At 60.1% G+C, this 16,677-nt stretch carries 14 protein-coding genes; 1 reads left to right on the forward strand and 13 read right to left on the reverse strand.

What is annotated here, in order from left to right:
* Position 1: 1 nt before the first annotated feature.
* The 10 genes from cas9 to rpsL all read right to left on the reverse strand — a co-directional run bounded on the left by cas9 (position 2) and on the right by rpsL (position 12,020).
* On the reverse strand, positions 2-3,790 hold the full coding sequence (gene cas9, locus NOV21_RS08570; RefSeq protein ID WP_283170632.1) for a type II CRISPR RNA-guided endonuclease Cas9: 3,789 nt from the start codon (positions 3,788-3,790) through the stop codon (positions 2-4).
* 284 nt (positions 3,791-4,074) lie between these two features.
* The gene (locus NOV21_RS08575) at positions 4,075-5,295 is read right to left on the reverse strand and encodes an IS110 family RNA-guided transposase (RefSeq protein WP_283170633.1); all 1,221 of its coding nucleotides are present in this window, start codon (positions 5,293-5,295) and stop codon (positions 4,075-4,077) included.
* A gap of 925 nt (positions 5,296-6,220) precedes the next feature.
* Complete coding sequence (locus NOV21_RS08580; protein WP_283170634.1) at positions 6,221-6,850, reverse strand: adenylate kinase; 630 nt, start codon at positions 6,848-6,850, stop codon at positions 6,221-6,223.
* Between the two features lie 243 nt (positions 6,851-7,093).
* Complete coding sequence (rplW, locus tag NOV21_RS08585; protein WP_283170635.1) at positions 7,094-7,378, reverse strand: 50S ribosomal protein L23; 285 nt, start codon at positions 7,376-7,378, stop codon at positions 7,094-7,096.
* Positions 7,378-8,001, reverse strand: coding sequence for a 50S ribosomal protein L4 (gene rplD / locus NOV21_RS08590; protein WP_283170636.1), 624 nt, complete (start codon positions 7,999-8,001; stop codon positions 7,378-7,380). The genes rplW and rplD overlap by 1 nt, the downstream gene beginning before the upstream one ends.
* A 24-nt stretch (positions 8,002-8,025) precedes the next feature.
* Complete coding sequence (gene rplC / locus NOV21_RS08595) at positions 8,026-8,646, reverse strand: 50S ribosomal protein L3 (RefSeq protein ID WP_283170637.1); 621 nt, start codon at positions 8,644-8,646, stop codon at positions 8,026-8,028.
* 15 nt (positions 8,647-8,661) lie between these two features.
* Complete coding sequence (gene rpsJ, locus NOV21_RS08600) at positions 8,662-8,970, reverse strand: 30S ribosomal protein S10 (protein ID WP_158049766.1); 309 nt, start codon at positions 8,968-8,970, stop codon at positions 8,662-8,664.
* A gap of 43 nt (positions 8,971-9,013) precedes the next feature.
* A complete protein-coding gene (fusA, locus tag NOV21_RS08605) occupies positions 9,014-11,122 on the reverse strand; it encodes an elongation factor G (protein ID WP_283170638.1) in 2,109 nt (702 codons plus the stop codon).
* Positions 11,123-11,134: 12 nt separating this feature from the next.
* Positions 11,135-11,605 (reverse strand): 30S ribosomal protein S7, encoded by a 471-nt coding sequence (gene rpsG / locus NOV21_RS08610; RefSeq protein WP_283170639.1) that lies wholly within the window; start codon positions 11,603-11,605, stop codon positions 11,135-11,137.
* Between the two features lie 40 nt (positions 11,606-11,645).
* Positions 11,646-12,020, reverse strand: coding sequence for a 30S ribosomal protein S12 (rpsL, locus tag NOV21_RS08615; protein ID WP_283170640.1), 375 nt, complete (start codon positions 12,018-12,020; stop codon positions 11,646-11,648).
* A gap of 396 nt (positions 12,021-12,416) precedes the next feature.
* Here rpsL and NOV21_RS08620 point away from each other — a divergent pair, with 396 nt between their 5' ends.
* Entirely contained in the window at positions 12,417-12,854 is a 438-nt protein-coding gene (locus NOV21_RS08620; protein WP_283170641.1) for a universal stress protein, read from the forward strand.
* Between the two features lie 41 nt (positions 12,855-12,895).
* On the opposite strand, the gene NOV21_RS08625 is transcribed toward NOV21_RS08620, so the two are convergent.
* From NOV21_RS08625 to rd, 3 genes are all read right to left on the reverse strand, one after another.
* On the reverse strand, positions 12,896-13,849 hold the full coding sequence (locus tag NOV21_RS08625; RefSeq protein ID WP_283170642.1) for an alcohol dehydrogenase catalytic domain-containing protein: 954 nt from the start codon (positions 13,847-13,849) through the stop codon (positions 12,896-12,898).
* Positions 13,850-13,955: 106 nt separating this feature from the next.
* Entirely contained in the window at positions 13,956-14,912 is a 957-nt protein-coding gene (locus NOV21_RS08630; RefSeq protein WP_283170643.1) for a magnesium transporter CorA family protein, read from the reverse strand.
* A gap of 245 nt (positions 14,913-15,157) precedes the next feature.
* The gene (gene rd / locus NOV21_RS08640) at positions 15,158-16,561 is read right to left on the reverse strand and encodes a rubredoxin (protein ID WP_428978391.1); all 1,404 of its coding nucleotides are present in this window, start codon (positions 16,559-16,561) and stop codon (positions 15,158-15,160) included.
* Between the last annotated feature and the right edge of the window lie 116 nt (positions 16,562-16,677).

Here is a 16,677-nt window from a genome sequence, read left to right on the forward strand (position 1 = left end):
CTTATTTCGCTCGTTGAGAAGGCTTCCAGCTAACGGGCATATGATTGTCGGACGACCACCGCGCATAGCCCAAAGTCGATCGTCTCACTATTGTCGGGTCCGTAGAGAAGAGACTCTGCACTGTTAGCGTAACGGACTTCTCTATCGCAGCATTGATCTCCTTTACATCCTCCAAAGTCCAATTCTCGCCAGAGTACACCTGGGGTCGGATCAGCTCTTCTCGCCGCCTAAGCGTCTCAATTTTCGCTCTGGCAAGCGCTATCGCCTCTTCCGCTGTCGGGGCACCATCATGTCGGGGATTGAGCTTATCAGGATCGGCCTCCAGAATCTTCACCCGCTTCTCAATTCGGTCGATCTCATCGAGGATATGCGCGGGCTCCAGACCTTCGGCAGAAAGCTCTCTTGGGACAATAGCAAGCCTGGATGTACCCTTCTGGGCATTTATCCCAGTCACTTTGAATTTTTTCAATCCCGGGAACGCTTTGAGCAGTTTGTTAAGTTTGCCCTTTCTCTCAGGGGAGAAGTCAGCGCTTTTCAAATCCAGGACAATCTCATCCCCCACTACGACCCAACCTAGGTACTCGGCAGAGCCGTCGAAAAGGGCATCGCGGAGGTTGCCGTTTACTGATCGTACGCTGATCGATGAGGGCTTTAGGTGGGCAGCGAATAAGTCTCCTTCCTGTTGGGATGCAAGATCACACTGGAAAACGCGCATGCCCTCGAAAGTCCAACCCGTCTGCTTGCCTTTCGAGTTGAATTTTGGAACTCGGTATATCCGGAGATGATGCAGTGCGTTACCGATTTTCGCGTAACCTTTGTTTACCGGCATGTAGATCGCGCTCGTAACCGTATTCGACTCATCTTCGCCAGCGCACATGAGGGGAACCAAGAAATCCGGTCCGACAATCCTGTCATGCAAGCGCATGGTCCTCTGCTGATTCGCTGGCAACCCCTTCTGCTGGTCGAAATCGGGAAGGGACGTTAGAGCAGTCCAAAGCGCAGGCGTCGAAGCCTTGTCTATTGCTATTCGGGAGAACTCCGAGGAGAGGGGCTTCTTGTATAGCGGCATGACCGTATCTTCATGTGCGGCCCCAAAGCCGTAGCGAAGACGTAGCGGCGAGGTGACCAATACTCGCCCCCTAGACATGGATTCGCTCAATAGCCTACGAAGGACAAGCATTTGCTCATCGCGCCATTTGACATAAGCGCGTTTGGCAGTTGCATCCCCCTCGTACTCTTTCCAGGAGCCCCAGGATTCGGGGTCTTTGGAATATCGCTCCGAAATCCTCATCTCATCGCGAATAGCAAGGACCCGCGCCACGCTTGGACGCATGAAAGCAATAACGGCTGCGTCAACGGCATGATGCCGCCGGTCGAGACGAGTCTTGCTCCTTCCCCCGCCATACCAGGGAAGGCCGTTCTCTAGCCCGGAGGCTCGACGCGCCGATGAGGTGATCTGCCCGCGGAAGACGAATACGCGCTGATTCTCGCAGTCGGATTCCTGCACGGAAGACAGATAACCTTCTACCTGGTCGGCGAGAACACGCGCCATCCAGGCGACGGACTCAATCGAGCGATTATCTATCGGCTCGTCAGCCTCCTTTTGGAGGAGCCTAGATCTAACATCTTTTTTGTAAGACCTGAACTGCTTCTCAGTGAAGTACCGCGGGTCGCGAATCCAACCGTTCAACCTTTCTAGCGCAGCTTTCTTCTGCTCGGGGGTGGCCCAGGAGCTGAAAAGCCGGTTGCTTTTTCTCTTGTTGCAATCCCGGCAAACAGCCACCAGATTCGCGCGGTCGTTAGAGCTTCCCTGCCCCTTTCGAGGAACGATGTGGTCCATTTCCGCGGTGTATGCGTTGATCTCCCTCCCGCAGTAGAGACATTGGCAGTTCTGTCGTTGTATTGCCTGGTTCCGTCGCACGTCGGACCGGCTTACGGCAATGGGAGGCACTTCGATGCCTTGAGCATCTGACAGCTCCTTCGCGCATTCGTAGCGAGCGAGCAAGTTAGCTTCGTATTTGGAATTCATTTCGCGTTGAAGAGTTTGAACCGCATGCGGGCTTTTGAATCCGTCGCGTACATGCTCGATATTCACTGTTTGGGGAACTCCCCATTTCGTTACGCACGCAGCGATCCAGCGGCTCACGATCATTATGGTGCGGTCGATTGAGGGGCTGCCGGTTGGAGCCCCCAACGGTTCGGGCGCAGGACGCCAGTCGTCCCCCACGCCGAACTCGGTTTTTCGAGCTTCATGCAGATTCTCCCCCGCTAGCATCCTTTCGCACAGCCGTGAGAGCGTATCAATGCTGTATGCGGCTCTGCCAGCCACCAGCTTGATAGATTCGAGTTTTTCCAACGCTGTGCCTTCCAGCGAGCTGATCATATTTGCAGAGGACTCATAAGCCGCTCGCTCGACATCCGTCAAAGCGTCAAGATTCACACCCGCATTGCCCAAGAGACTTATTAGGAACTCTCTCTCCAAAGGGCGAGCGATATCCCACCAGTCTTTCAGGGGTTTCAGTTCTTTTTTTATTCCGTCGGCTTTCTCGATTGAGGCAAGGGTATCGAGAATCGGAGGCTTCTTCGCGGAAATGGGGTCACCGTCCATAGTCGTACCGCCAACTCCACGTAACTCGTTGCGTTCTACGCCCAGAACTTCCGCAACGTCCGTCCATGACAAATCAGAGTCTAATGCTGCCGAGGTGGTGCAAAGGAAGTCGTAGAGAGTATTCAGCTCCGTCGGATCAAGTTTGCGCTCAGAGCCATGTAGCTTGATTCTCAAATTAGAGATCGTTGCAAGGATCCGGTACCGTTGGAAGGCAAGGGATGCCCGTGAAGCTCGCTGCCGCGATGGTTGCAATGGGTCTTTGCCAGTTGCTTCCGAAGCCGCACCGACATCACGCGGGTTTACCTGCGCGAAAACAGCCTTGAGCAGCTCCTGCTTTTCATCTTCGTTAACCTTCTGTTTCTCAAGAATCAGCTTGGCTTCGTAGTAGCTATCGCTTTGATGAAGCTTGCCAATTTGGGCAGTTTGAACAGAAGCGTCCGGAGTCGTTTTCCTCAATCGGTTCTTCTCTTGAGGATGATCGGACATCAGGACTTCGGCCAATTCGGCCACCGTCGGCCTTTCAACGGTCGCTGCGGACGAATCCCATCGTGAAAGTTCCACTCTCGTTTTTCCCTTTGAGTCGACAGTGATCTTAACCCTTGGATCAACCTCAATGCCATTTTCCCGTTTCCACAGTTGCACATTACAGAAAAAATCATCGTAGAAGGGAGAGGGAGTCTGAGATGCGGAATCCAGGGTCTCGAATCGGGAATACGGATTCCTCCATCCACAATGGCGGGCGATGTGACGAAGGGCCACCGCCACCGCTAATTTACGCTCGGTTTCATTCTCGATATAGCCGGATGAAGCCTCCACACGCGCATGCCAGGGCAAGTAGACATCGCGTTCGTCCGCCCATTGTTTGATTTCCCTAGCTCTTTCTACCGGGTACCCATATTCGCCAAGTACACGATCCAGTGCCGCTAGCCGCTCGCGCCTGCGTTTGCCCATCCGACGAATCCGCCGCGCCGCCCCCGAAATCTTTTTTCTTGAATCAGCAGCCTTGTTGTTCGACTTCGGATCGACCCCACCGTCATGGATGACGCTCATCGAGTTGAGAATTTTAATGGGGTAAGCCTCGAGTGGATTCGGATTCGAATCGTCGATTTCTATTGCGGCAAGTCCTACCGAGTTCAAGCCGACATCGATTCCGATACGATAATTAAGGTGCTTGCTTCCCATGCGAATCCTATTCCTCTATCGAATGCAATGAATCAATTATATATTGCAAGAGGATAAACCTAAAGAAAAGCCCCCTTGCGGGGGCCGGCCCTGATTCAAGAGCTGAGAAGTCACATCGCCAAACTAGGACGATGCTTATTGAGAATCAGTGGGTTTAGTTTAACACAGATGAATAAGGTTGTTGGGCGTTTAGCACCTGAGGAAGACCAGCTATGAGGAGTCAAGGACCATAAGACAAGTTTTTGAGATTTATCGGATTATCGGAACTTTGCACTTTGACAGCTTCATATCGAATCGTTCAGAGCATGCTGCTGAAGCTTTCTGCTCTCGAATCCGGGGTCGTAGGGTTCCCGCTTGGACAGCACTGCGTAGATGATGTGGACGAGCTTCCTGGCGACGGCTATGAGCGCCTCCCTGTGCGCCTTGCCGTCCTTGCGCTTCTTGAGGTAGTAGTCGTAGAGCGGCCCCCGGTTCTTCAGCTGGGCCATTGCCGCGAGGTACAGGGCGCGACGGAGGTACGGCGACCCCTGCTTTGCGATGCGGTTCGCTCCGCCCTCGAAGGTGCCCGAGTCGTTTCTGGACGGATTGATGCCGGCGTACTTCACGATTGCGGCGGCGTTCTTGAACCTCTTGACGTCTCCGATCTCGGAGACGATCTGGGCGCCGGTCTTGTACGAGATGCCCGGGATGGTGAGGATGAGCGGCTCCATCTCGTCGAGCATGGGCCTGATCTCGGCCTCGAGTTCGGCGATCTGGCCCTCGATGAACCCCATCTGCTCGATGAGCAGCCTGACCTGCAGAGAGAATGCGTCGGAGCATAGGCGGATGCCGCAGGATCCCTTCGCGGCGCTCTTGAGCTCTTTGGCCCTGCCGCGGCCCAGCTTGCCGTGGCTGGCCTTCTCGAGCAGCCTGGTGAGAGTGCGGATGTCTATCGACTCGCACCCCCCGGCCGTCGGGCAGCGCTCCAGGAAGGCCTTCGAGGTCTCCCCGAACATGTCGCAGAAGATTCCCTCGTACTCGGGGAATACCTGGTCGAGAGCGACCACGACCTGCCTCTTCAGGTCGGAGACCTCGCCGGTCAGCGACTGGTGCAGGCGGGTGAGCTGGCGCAGGGACATCATCTTCTCGTCGGCCAGCCTGCTGGGCTCGAAGTCGTCGCAGCGCAACGTGTCGGCGATGACGCCGCAGTCGACGCGGTCGGTCTTCACCTTGCCGAGGTTCTTGAACTTGCGCATCGCGTCAGTCTGTATGGGGTTTATGACCACGACGTCGTAGCCGGCGGCCGTGAGCGCGCAGAAGCACGCCAGCCAGTAATGGCCGGTCGCCTCCATGCCCACGAGCACGTCGGATTTGTCGTCGGCAAGCCCCTCGAGGTAGGACACGCACCCCTCGAAGCCGGCGGAGGAGTTCTTGAACCCCATCGGCTTCGAGGCTGTTCTGCCTTTCTCGTCCACCGAGCCGACCCAGTGGTCGTATTTGGCTATGTCGATGCCAGCGTAGAGCATCCCGGATGCCTCCGTTCCAATCGCGGCAGGCACCCTGCTCGACCGCCCGGGCCCACAACCTCCTGCAAGAGATGCGAGGTAGCCGAGAATCTTCAAGGCTCCGTCATCCAGCTTATCCGTGGACCGCCCCGGGCGGGGCAGGCCGTCATTCTTTCTCGCGAGGTCGAAAGCCTCAGGAAACAGACGGACGTGCCTGCCTAGCCGGTCATGCAGCACATTCTGAACGGTTCGATTGAAGCGGTCAAAATGCGATGAACTAACTATAGGAGGAAACTTTGGAAGCCAAGGGCCAATCAACAAGGCTAATCGCGTTTTCCCCTCCCAGTTACTTCCCTCAGCGCCAAATAGATCGGATAATCGCAAACGCCGTCTCTGGGAAACCGCAATCGAATCATCCAATTGGCTTCTAACCAGCGAAAATGGCATGGACATCAGCAGATCGATTTGGTTCAGCATTCGCGAAATGCGATTTGCCTCTATAAATGGCGCAGATGTGCGGGATGCTCTCGGGAAAATGCGATTATCCCCTATATCTGGCGCACACGACTTGGATTGCATGGTGACCTTCTCCCTTGGTACTGACTCTATCGCGTACCAGGTAAATCCAGCCTGAACATCTGCATTGAACAGATGCCTCTGCTTGAATTCGCCTTTCGCCCGAAGAGGTCTCAGCACCCGAAGAGGCCTCAGCGCCCGAAGAGGCCTCAGCGCCCGAAGAGGCCTCAGCGCCCGAAGAGGCCTCAGCGTCCTCCGGCGGCGACCGACTGGCTAGAGGCTAATCGGCCCGTAAGTCAAGGGGGAGGTCCGATCCGCATGGCCCTCCCTCACCAAAAGGGGCTTCGATCCGCATGACCCTCCCTCACCAAAAAGCCCTCCGGCGCGGACGGCGGAGGGCTTGGGGGCCATGTTGGCGTAACGCGAAAAATTAGAACCCGAGGGTCTTCTCCACGTCGGCGAAGACGACCTCGACGTCGCGATCGCCGTCGATGGCAACGAGCTTGTCGCTGCCCTTGTAGTAATCGACCAGCGGTGCCGTGGACTTCTGGTACACGTCCAGACGGTTGCGCACCGTCGCCTCGTCGTCGTCGCCGCGCTGGTACATCTCGCCACCGCATTTGGGGCAGGTGGGGCCGTCGGCGACGGATCCGATATACCCGCAGACGCGGCATGTGCGGCGGCTGGTCAGGCGCCCCACGATGACTTCCGGCGCCACGTCGATGAGCAGCGCCGCATCCAGCGGGCGATCCAGGCTGGAAAGCATGGTGTCAAGCGCAACCGCCTGGGTGGTGGTGCGGGGGAATCCGTCGAAGATGACGCCTGCCTGGGTATCGGGCTGCTGGATCCGCTCCTTCATCAGGTCGATGATCAACTCGTCGGGAACAAGCTCGCCGGCATCCATGTAGCGCTTGGCCTTCTGGCCGAGCTCGGTCTGGTTAGCGACGGCGGCGCGCAGAATATCACCCGTGCTGATATGGCACAGGCCGTTTTTTTCAACCAGCTTCGCTGCTTGCGTGCCCTTCCCTGCACCCGGTGCGCCAAGCAAAACGATATTCATATCCATTCCTTCCGCGAGATGTCGAAAAAACTCCTTTTAACATCTTACCCGAGCCAAGCAGGACAATGCGGAAATGTAAGCCAGTGGACGGAAAAAATTAAGTGCGGCTACCATCCCGAAAATACGGAAAGGACCCCGGGGAGATGCGTCTGAACCGCGCCTCCGAATCTTGGTTTCGTTTGTCCAAGAACTGGGGTGCAGTTCAGTCCCGGGGTCCTCCCTCAAGCGGGGAAACGGATGCGTCTACGCGCTGAACAGCTCGATGGAATCGCCTTCCTGGAGCGTGACCATGGCCTTCTTCCAGGTGCGGGTGTAACCCGGCTGAACGCGGACGCGCTTCGGCTTGGGCTTCACGTTCAGGGTGTTCACCTTGACGACCTTCACGTTGAATATCGCCTCGACCGCCTGGGCGATCTCGATCTTATTGGCGGTCTTCGCCACCTCGAACGTGTACACGTTGCTCTCCATCATGTCGTAGCTATGCTCCGTGATGACGGGGCGGATGATGACTTCGCGGGGATCCTTCATTATGCGAGCACCTCCTCGATGCGCTTCAGGGCCTCGACGGTGATGACGAGGTTCTTGTTGTCCAGGAAATCGTAGGTGTTCATCATGCTCGCGGGAATGACCGTGACCTTGGGCAGGTTGCGGAAGGACAGGTACGCGTTCACATCCTCATCGCCGATGATGAGCGTGGTGCGGCCCTCGATGCCGAGCGCCTTGAAGGCGGCCACGGCGGCCTTGGTCTTGGGTTCTTCGAAGCCGAACCCGTCGACCACCACCAGCTCGCCATCGGCGAGCTTGGCGGAAAGCGCACTGCGCATGGAGAGCTTGATCTCCTTGTTGTTCACGCGAAACGCGTAGCTGCGGGGATGCGGGCCGAACACGACGCCGCCGCCGGCCCACTGGGGGGCGCGAATCGTGCCCTGGCGGGCATGGCCCGTGCCCTTCTGGCGCCACGGTTTCCTGCCGCCGCCGCGGACCTGGCCGCGCGTCTTGGTGTCGTGCGTGCCCTGACGCCAGCCGGCGCGCTGGGCGCGGACGACCTGGTGCATGACGGGAATGTTCGGCTCGATGCCGAACACCGCGGCGTTCAAGTCGATGCTCTCGACCGCCTCGCCGCTCGCGTTCTTCATTTCAATGGTTGCCATAGTTTCAAAACTCCTTGGGCGCTACTAGACCAGGCGGACGCGGACCGTGGCGTTCTTGCCACCGGGCAGCGCACCCTTGATCAGGATCAGGTTCTGTTCTTCGTCGACGCGCACGACCTCAAGGTTCTTCACCGTGACGGTGTCGCAGCCCATGCGACCGGGAAGGCGGAGGCCCTTCAGCACGCGGGACGGGGTGGCGCACATGCCGACCGAACCGGGAGCGCGGTGGAAGTGCGCGCCATGGCCGCCCGGCCCGCCGGCGAAGCCGTAGCGCTTCATGACGCCGGCGAAGCCCTTGCCCTTGCTGGTGCCGGTGACGTCGACCAGCTTCGTATCGGCGAAGTTGGCGACGGTCACGGTGTCGCCGGCCTTGTACTCGGACGCGTCGTCCACGCGGACCTCGCGCAGATGGCGCACGGGCTCGACGCCCAGCTTGCCGAAGTGGCCGGCCATGGGCCGGTTCACCTTCTTGGCCTTGATGGCGCCGAACCCGAGCTGCACGGCATCGTATCCGTCGGTCTCGGCGGTCTTCACCTGGCAGACGGTGTTCGGAGCGGCCTGCACGACCGTTACGGGAACGACCTTGTCGTCCTCGGTGAATACCTGGGTCATGCCCAGCTTGGTTCCGTAGATTGCATCAATCATGCTTTTCGTACCCTCCTAGAGCTTGATCTCGATATCGACGCCGGCGGGGAGATCAAGACGCATCAGGGAGTCGACCGTGTTGGGGGTCGGCTCGAGGATGTCGATCAGGCGCTTGTGCGTGCGCATTTCGAACTGTTCACGGGAGTCCTTGTCAACGTGCGGGCCCTTCACGACGCAGTACATGTTGCGCTCGGTGGGCAGCGGGATGGGGCCGGACACCTTGGCACCGGTCTTCTGGGCGGTGTCGACGATGAGCTTCGTGGACTGATCCACGATCTCGTGATCGTAGCCCTTCAGGCGGATGCGAATCTTTTGATTAGCCACTGTAAGTTACCTCCAATTAGAAGCGGTTGCACGGCGAAGGGGCCTATGCGTTGCCGCCAGCCTTCGCGATGATTTCATCTGCCACACTCTTGGGCACCTGGTCGTAGCTCTCGAACTGCATCGTGTAGCTCGCACGACCCTGGGTTCCGCTGCGCAGGTCGGTCGCGTAACCGAACATCTCGCTCAGCGGCACCTTGGCGGAAATGATCTTCGCGTTGCCGCGATCGCCCATGCCCTGGATCTGGCCGCGACGGCTGGAGAGGTTCCCCATCACGTCGCCCATGTACTCCTCCGGCGTCTCCACTTCCACGGCCATCATGGGCTCGAGGATGCAGGGGTTCGCCTTCTTCAGCGCGTTCTTGACGGCCATTGAACCGGCGACCTTGAACGCAGCCTCGGAGGAGTCGACCTCGTGGTAGCTGCCGTCGATGAGCTGGACCTTCACGTCGACGACCGGGTAGCCCGCGAGCACGCCGTTGTTGAGCGCCTCCTGGATGCCCTTGTCGACCGACGGGATGTACTCTTTGGGGATCGACCCGCCCACGATGTTGTTCTCGAACTCGTAGCCCGCGCCCGGCTCCTGCGGGATGAGGTTGATGACGCAGTCGCCGTACTGGCCGCGACCGCCGGACTGGCGCACGAACTTGCCCTGCACGTTGTCCGCCTCGGTGGTGGCCGTCTCGCGATAGGCGACCTGCGGCTTGCCGACGTTGGCCTCGACCTTGAATTCGCGCAGCAGGCGATCGACGATGATCTCCAGATGGAGCTCGCCCATGCCGGCGATGATCGTCTGGCCCGTCTCCTCGTTCGTGTGGACCTGGAACGTAGGATCCTCTTCCGCGAGCTTCTGCAACGCGACGCCCATCTTGTCCTGCTCGGCCTTGGTCTTGGGCTCCACGGCGATGTCGATAACCGGATCGGGGAAGTCCATGGACTCCAGGATGACCGGATGGTCCTCGTCGCACAGCGTGTCGCCCGTGGTGGTGTTCTTCAGGCCGACGACGGCGATGATGTCGCCCGCCTTGCAGGAATCGATGTCGAGACGCTGGTTGGAATGCATCTGCAGCAGGCGTCCGATGCGCTCCTTCTTGCCCTTCGTGGCGTTCAGGGCGTAGCTGCCGGCATCGAGCTGGCCGGAGTACACGCGCAGGTAGGTGAGCTTGCCCACGAACGGGTCGGTCATGATCTTGAAGGCCAGCGCGCTGAACGGCTCGTTGAAGTCGGGCTTGCGGTCTTCCTCTTCGCCGGTGTCCGGGTTCACGCCGGCGATGGCCGGGATGTCAAGCGGGCTGGGCAGGTAGTCGACCACGGCGTCCAGCAGCTCCTGCACGCCCTTGTTCTTGTAGGCGCTGCCCACGAAGACGGGGTTGAGCTCGTTGGCGAGCACGCCCTTGCGGATGGCGGCCTTGACCTCGTCGACCGTGACCTCTTCTTCCATCAGGAGCTTTTCCATCAGATCGTCGTCGTAGTCGGCGGCAGCCTCGAGGAGCTCGGTGCGGTACATCTCGGCATCGTCTTTGAACTCGTCGGGGATGGCATCCATCTTCTCGGGGTAGGTCATGCCCTTCTCGTCGGCCTTGAAGTCCCACGCCTCCATGGTGACCAGGTCGATGAGGCCCCAGAACTGGTCCTCGGCGCCCATGGGCAGCTGCGCCGCGACGGCCTTGGCGCCCAAGCGCTCGCGCATGGTCTGGATGGCGTGGATGAAGTCCGCGCCCACGCGGTCGTACTTGTTGATGAAGGCGATGCGGGGGACGTTGTAGCGCACAGCCTGGCGCCATACGGTCTCGGACTGCGGCTGCACGCCGGCGACCGCGTCGAACACGGCGACAGCGCCATCGAGCACGCGAAGTGAGCGCTCGACCTCGGCGGTGAAGTCGACGTGGCCCGGGGTGTCGATGATCTGGATGCGGTAGGATTCGCCATCCTTCTTCCAGAAGCACGTGGTGGCCGCGGACGTGATCGTCACGCCGCGCTCCTGCTCCTGAACCATCCAGTCCATCGTCGCGGCGCCATCGTGCACCTCGCCGACTTTATGGGTCTTGCCCGTGTAATAAAGGATGCGCTCGGTCGTCGTCGTCTTGCCCGCGTCGATGTGGGCCATGATGCCGATGTTGCGCGTATCCTTCAGCACGTCTTGCTTTTTAGCCATTCCGAACCTGCCTTAGAAGCGATAGTGCGAGAACGCACGGTTCGACTCGGCCATCTTGTACAGATCCTCGCGGCGCTTCACGGAAGCGCCCTGGTTCTCGGCGGCGTCCATGATCTCGGCGGCGAGGCGCTGCTTCATGGTGTGCTCCTTGCGCTTGCGGCTGAAATCGACCAGCCAGCGGATGGCGAGCGTCTGGGCGCGGCGGGAGTTGACCTCCATGGGCACCTGGTAGGTGGCGCCGCCGACGCGCTTGGGCTTCACCTCCAGCGTGGGGCGCACGTTGTCCATTGCCTTCTTGAAGACGGCCAGGGGATCGTCGCCGGTCTTCTGGGCGACGATGTCGAACGCACCGTAGACGATGCCTTCGGCGGTGGATTTCTTGCCATTCAGCAGGATTTTGTTGATGAGCTGGGTGACCAGCCGATTGTTGTAAACGGCATCCGCCTGCACTTCACGGCGGGTAGCTGCTGCACGACGCGGCATAAAGCTTCCTTCCTTACTTCTCTTCGATCGGGTCTACTGCTTAGTTCTTGGGCTTCTTCGCGCCATAGCGGCTACGCGCCTGGCGGCGGTCGTTGACGGCAGCGCAGTCAAGGGCGCCGCGGATGACCTTGTAGCGCACGCCGGGGAGGTCCTTCACGCGGCCGCCGCGGATGAGCACCATGCTGTGCTCCTGCAGGTTGTGCCCCTCGCCCGGGATGTAGGCGGTGACTTCCATGCCGTTGACCAGACGCACGCGCGCGACCTTGCGCAGCGCGGAGTTCGGCTTCTTGGGGGTGGTGGTGTACACGCGCGTGCACACGCCGCGCTTCTGGGAATTGCCCTTCAGCGCCGGGGTCTTCTTGTTCTCGACATGGGAATGGCGGCCCTTGCGGACCAGCTGGTTAATAGTAGGCAAGATTCACTCCTTCTTGTTTCAACGGCAGGCGGTCGGGCCCGCCGCGGTTCCAGCCTTTAACCTTGGCACTTACGAGTGCGTTCAGCTGCTGCGCACGCGAAAGCAAGCGCCCCTCTCGGGACGCGAAGTGGTACTTTAGCACCGCGATATGGGAGCGTCAAACGCCACGCATCCGGGCGTATCTATTCCCTTTCAATCACGAGATCCCAGGTCAGAGCATTGGATGGACAAGCATACACGCTTCTGCGACATGTCCTCCCCGAAATCTTCAAACAACGGGGAGGCACATCCTCGACCGTCGGCGAAAAGCAATGCCCGTCAAGCCGCATTCCACGCCACTTCCCCGCGAAATTGCTACAATACGCATATCACCACATCGAAGAAGGGATGCACGCCATGTCCTCTGAATACAAGCGGATCTTCGCAGCACTTGACGGCTCGGCCGCACAGGTAGACATCGCCCGCAAGGCAATCGCCCTCGCCGCAGACAACCATGCGGCGCTGCGCTTCGGACATGTGGTCGATGCCGTTCCCAGCGAGGCGAGCGCCGTGAACTTCTACGATCTGTGCGAGCACGCCAAGGAGCGCATCACGCGGGAGCTCGGCGATATGCTCGAGGAGGCGAAGAGCAACGACGGCATCCCCAGCGTCGAGGTCGCCGTCGAGGCGGGCAGCATCATCGACACATTGGACAACCTGCTCATCGCTCCCTTCTCCCCCGATTTGGTGGTTTGCGGCGCACGCGGGCTTTCGAGCATCCGCTACGCGTTCGTCGGCAGCGTGAGCACCCACCTCATCCGCACCCAGCAGTGCGACGTGCTGGTCGTGAAGTAACGTAGGCGAACGCGCGGGCGTCTGCCAGCCGCGCGCCGGCGCTAATCGATGACTGCGACGAGGCGGCCTTTGACCTCGCCCGCCCTCAGCCTCTTCAGGCCCTCGCCCACCTCTTCCAAGCCCACCTCCGTGAGCTGCGGCCGCAGCCGTCCCGTGCCGAAGAGCTTGTACACGCCCTCGAGGTCGACGTTATCGCCGCTCATCGAGCCGAGCAGGCGTATCTGCTTGGTGATGAGCAAATACGTGTTGATCGTGCTCTCGAGGACGCCCATCCCGACGACGACCACGGTGCCCATGTCGGCTACCGCCTCGATCGCGCCCGCCGTGGTGCTCCCGAAGCCCGCGTAGTCGATGATCAGCTCGGGAGCGTCGCCGGCCATATCGCGCACGTCTGAGCACACCTTCGCGCACTCGATCCTACGCGCAAGGTCGCGCGCCTCCCCACTCACATCGGCCGCGTAGACCTCGCATCCGCGGATGACCGCCATCTGGGCGGCGAATTGCCCGAGGCCGCCGATGCCGATGATGCCGACCTTCATGCCTGGCTTTGCCTCGCCGACGGTGAAGAGCGCATGGTAGCTCGTGCAGCCGGCGTCGGCGCCCGCGGCGCCTTGCACGAAACTCACCGAATCGGGCAGGGCGACCAGCTGCTCCTGCGGCACCAGGCATTTCGTGGCGTATCCGCCGTCGCGATGGTATCCTATGGCCTCCCCCGTGGCTGCGTTGGTGGGATTGACGCCCACGCGATCCCCGACATTCCACCGGGTGACGCCCTCCCCCACCTCGGCGATGACGCCGGCGCATTCGCGTCCGAAGATGCACGGCGCCGCTTGGATGCTGCTCATCCAGCCTGCATCCTCGAGCGCCGCGGCGTCGGAATGGCACAGCCCTGCCGCCTTCACGTCGATGACGACCTCGCCCGGCACGGCGTGGGGGTCCTCCTTCTCGATGAGCCTCGGCTCCACTCCGGCCTCGGTGAACAGCCACCCTTTCATAGTTGCATCCTTTCATCGGGGATTCGCCGCCCGGCCGCAAGCGCCCGCGGGGATGGCAGGCCCCATGGCACCTTCCGGACGGCGCCTCCTCGCGCTCGTCCCCAGGCTATCTGAACAGTTTGTTGCGACGGAAGAAGATGATGGCGACCACCATCAGCACGAGCGACAGGATCAGGGGGAACAGCCAAGTATAGGCTATCGGCAGCCCTTCGACGTTCATGCCGTAGAAGCTGAACAATATCGTGGGAATGGCGAGCACGATGGTGACCACCGTGAGGGTCCGCATGACGGTGTTCAGATTATTGTTGATGACGCTGCTGAACGCGTCCATGGTGCCGTTCAGGATCGACGAGTAGATGGTGCTCATCTCGATTGCCTGCTTCAGCTCGATCGATACGTCTTCCAGCAGGTCCTTATCGTCCTGGTACAGGCGCACCACCCGGCCGTTGGCGATCTTCTGCAACGTCGCCTCGTCGGCGCGCAAGCTGGTGCTGAAGTACACGAGCGACTTCTCCAAGCCCAGCATGCGAACGAGCTCGCCGTTCTGCATGGTCTTGTGGAGTGTCTTCTCGATCTTGATGAACTGCCGGTTGACGGTGCGCAGGTATCGCACGTAAGCCTGCGAGATCATCAGGAATATGCGCAGCAGGAAGCGCGTGCGCTGGTGGGTGTTGAACTCGCGCTCCTTGCCGCACGCGAAATGGTTCAAAACCGCGTTCTCGCGCAGGCTGATGGTGACGATCATGTCCTGGCTGCGCAGGAAGAGCACGGACAGGGGGTGGGTGTCGTACTGCATCATGTCGGGGTCCTCGGCCTCATCCTCGTCCTCCACGAACGGGCAGTCCAATATGACCAGCGTTTGGCCGGACTCGTCATCGTAGTCGACGTGGGAGCTTTCCTCGTCGTCCAGGGCGGCGCGCATGAACGCCTCGTCGACGCCGAGGTCCTCGGTCAAAAACCTGCGGTCGTCCGCCGTCGGGGCGACGACGTTGACCCAGCATCCTTCCGTCGGAGTATCGACGGAATGGAAGCCGATCTCATCGGTTAGAAAGCTCTCGATCACCCGGAACCCCTTGCCTCGAACGTAAGCAGCGGGAAAAGTATACACCGAAACGCCGGGGCGTCGGGCACCTGCGCGAACGGAGGGAAACCGCTGCTCATGCGCCACCGCGACAGCCGAGCGGGAACGCGAGGACGGGGAGCGGGCGAGGTCGGAAAGAGGCGCGGCCTCACGCGGGCCGAATGGGATCGGCGCGGCAAAAAGGGCCGGACCGCAACGGCCCGGCCCCCCGCATGGCTTGCCGTGCCTTAGTCGACCGGCTCGAAGTTGTCCTTCGTCACGCCGCACACCGGGCATTCCCAATCTTCGGGGATATCCTCGAAGGGGGTGCCGGGCGCGATGCCGCTATCCGGATCGCCCTGCTCAGGGTCGTACACGTAACCGCACACGCTGCACTCGTATTTCTGCATCCGGGGTGCTCCTTCCTGTTCTTCCTCCTCGTATGCCTCGCCTGCGACCGCAGCTGCGAACTGCGCGCCGTATGCTCGAACCTTCTCGATTTCCGCTTGGTCGGGAACCCATTGGCTCTGGATGCCGTCGTCGACGATCTCGAAACCGGCCTCCTCCAGCTGCGCGGCGATCTTCTTCTTCACGTTGCCGCTCCAGCCGTAGCTGCCGAACGCCGCGGCCTTCTTGCCCGCAAGGTGCGCGCCGTGGATCAGCTCCAGGATGCCGCCCATCGCATAGGTGTAGCCGTAGTTCACCGTGGGGGAGCCGACCAGGATGGCCTTGCTGTGGAAGATCTCGGTGAGGATGTCGTTCTTGTCCTTCTCCGCCACGTTGAATATCTTCACCACGACATTCTTGTCGGCGCTGAGGATGCCCGCGGCCAGCGCCTCGGCCATGGTGCGCGTGGAGTTCCACATGGTGTCGTAGATGATGGTGATCTGGTTCTCCTGGTAAGCGTCGCACCATTGCGCGTACTTGTCCAGGATAAGCGGGATGTTCTTCTTCCATATGACGCCATGGCTCGGGGCGATCAGGTCGATGGCCAGGTCCATGCCCGCGATCTCGGCGAGCTTCGCCTTGACCTGCCGGTTGTAAATGGCCAGGATATTGGCGTAATACTTCTCCGCCTCCCACAGGATGTCCTCGAGGCAGTTCTCGTCGTCGTACAGCGATTCCGTCGCGAAATGCTGGCCGAAGCCGTCATTGCTGAAAAGGATGTTCTCGCCGCTCAGATAGGTGAACATGGTGTCGGGCCAATGCAGCATGGATGCTTCGATGAAGGTGCACTCGACATCGCCCAAGGAAAGCGTGTCGCCCGTCCCCACATTGATGAAGTTCCAGTTTGCGGCCGCCTCGTTGTAATGCCCGCGGATGATGCCCTCGCCCTTCTTCGTGCAGTAGATGGGAGTGTCGGGAATCGCGCGCATGAGCTCGGGCAGCGAGCCGGAGTGGTCGATCTCGTTATGGTTCATGATGATGGCGTCGATATCGGCGAGGTCGATCTCCTCGCGCAGGCGCGCGACGAATTCCTTGTCGAAGGGCTGCCAGACCGTATCGATGAGCACGGTTTTCTGGCTGCCGCGCACCAGGTAGCTGTTGTAGCTGCTTCCGTGGCCGGTAGAGAGCTCGTTTCCGTGGAAGGATGTGAGCCGCCAGTCCACCTTGCCCACCCATGTGACGCGTTCGGTGATTTGCTTACCCATGTGATTGCCTGCCTTTCAGTCTGCAAGGCCCCGAAAATGCCGATGCTCTCCATTGTACCCGCTTAACATGGTGAAACTGCGAGGGGGCGATATATTGCACAAACGGTTGGAGGGGG

This window comes from Curtanaerobium respiraculi, from assembly GCF_024609215.1.
Taxonomy (GTDB): Bacteria; Actinomycetota; Coriobacteriia; order Coriobacteriales; family Eggerthellaceae; genus Curtanaerobium; species Curtanaerobium respiraculi.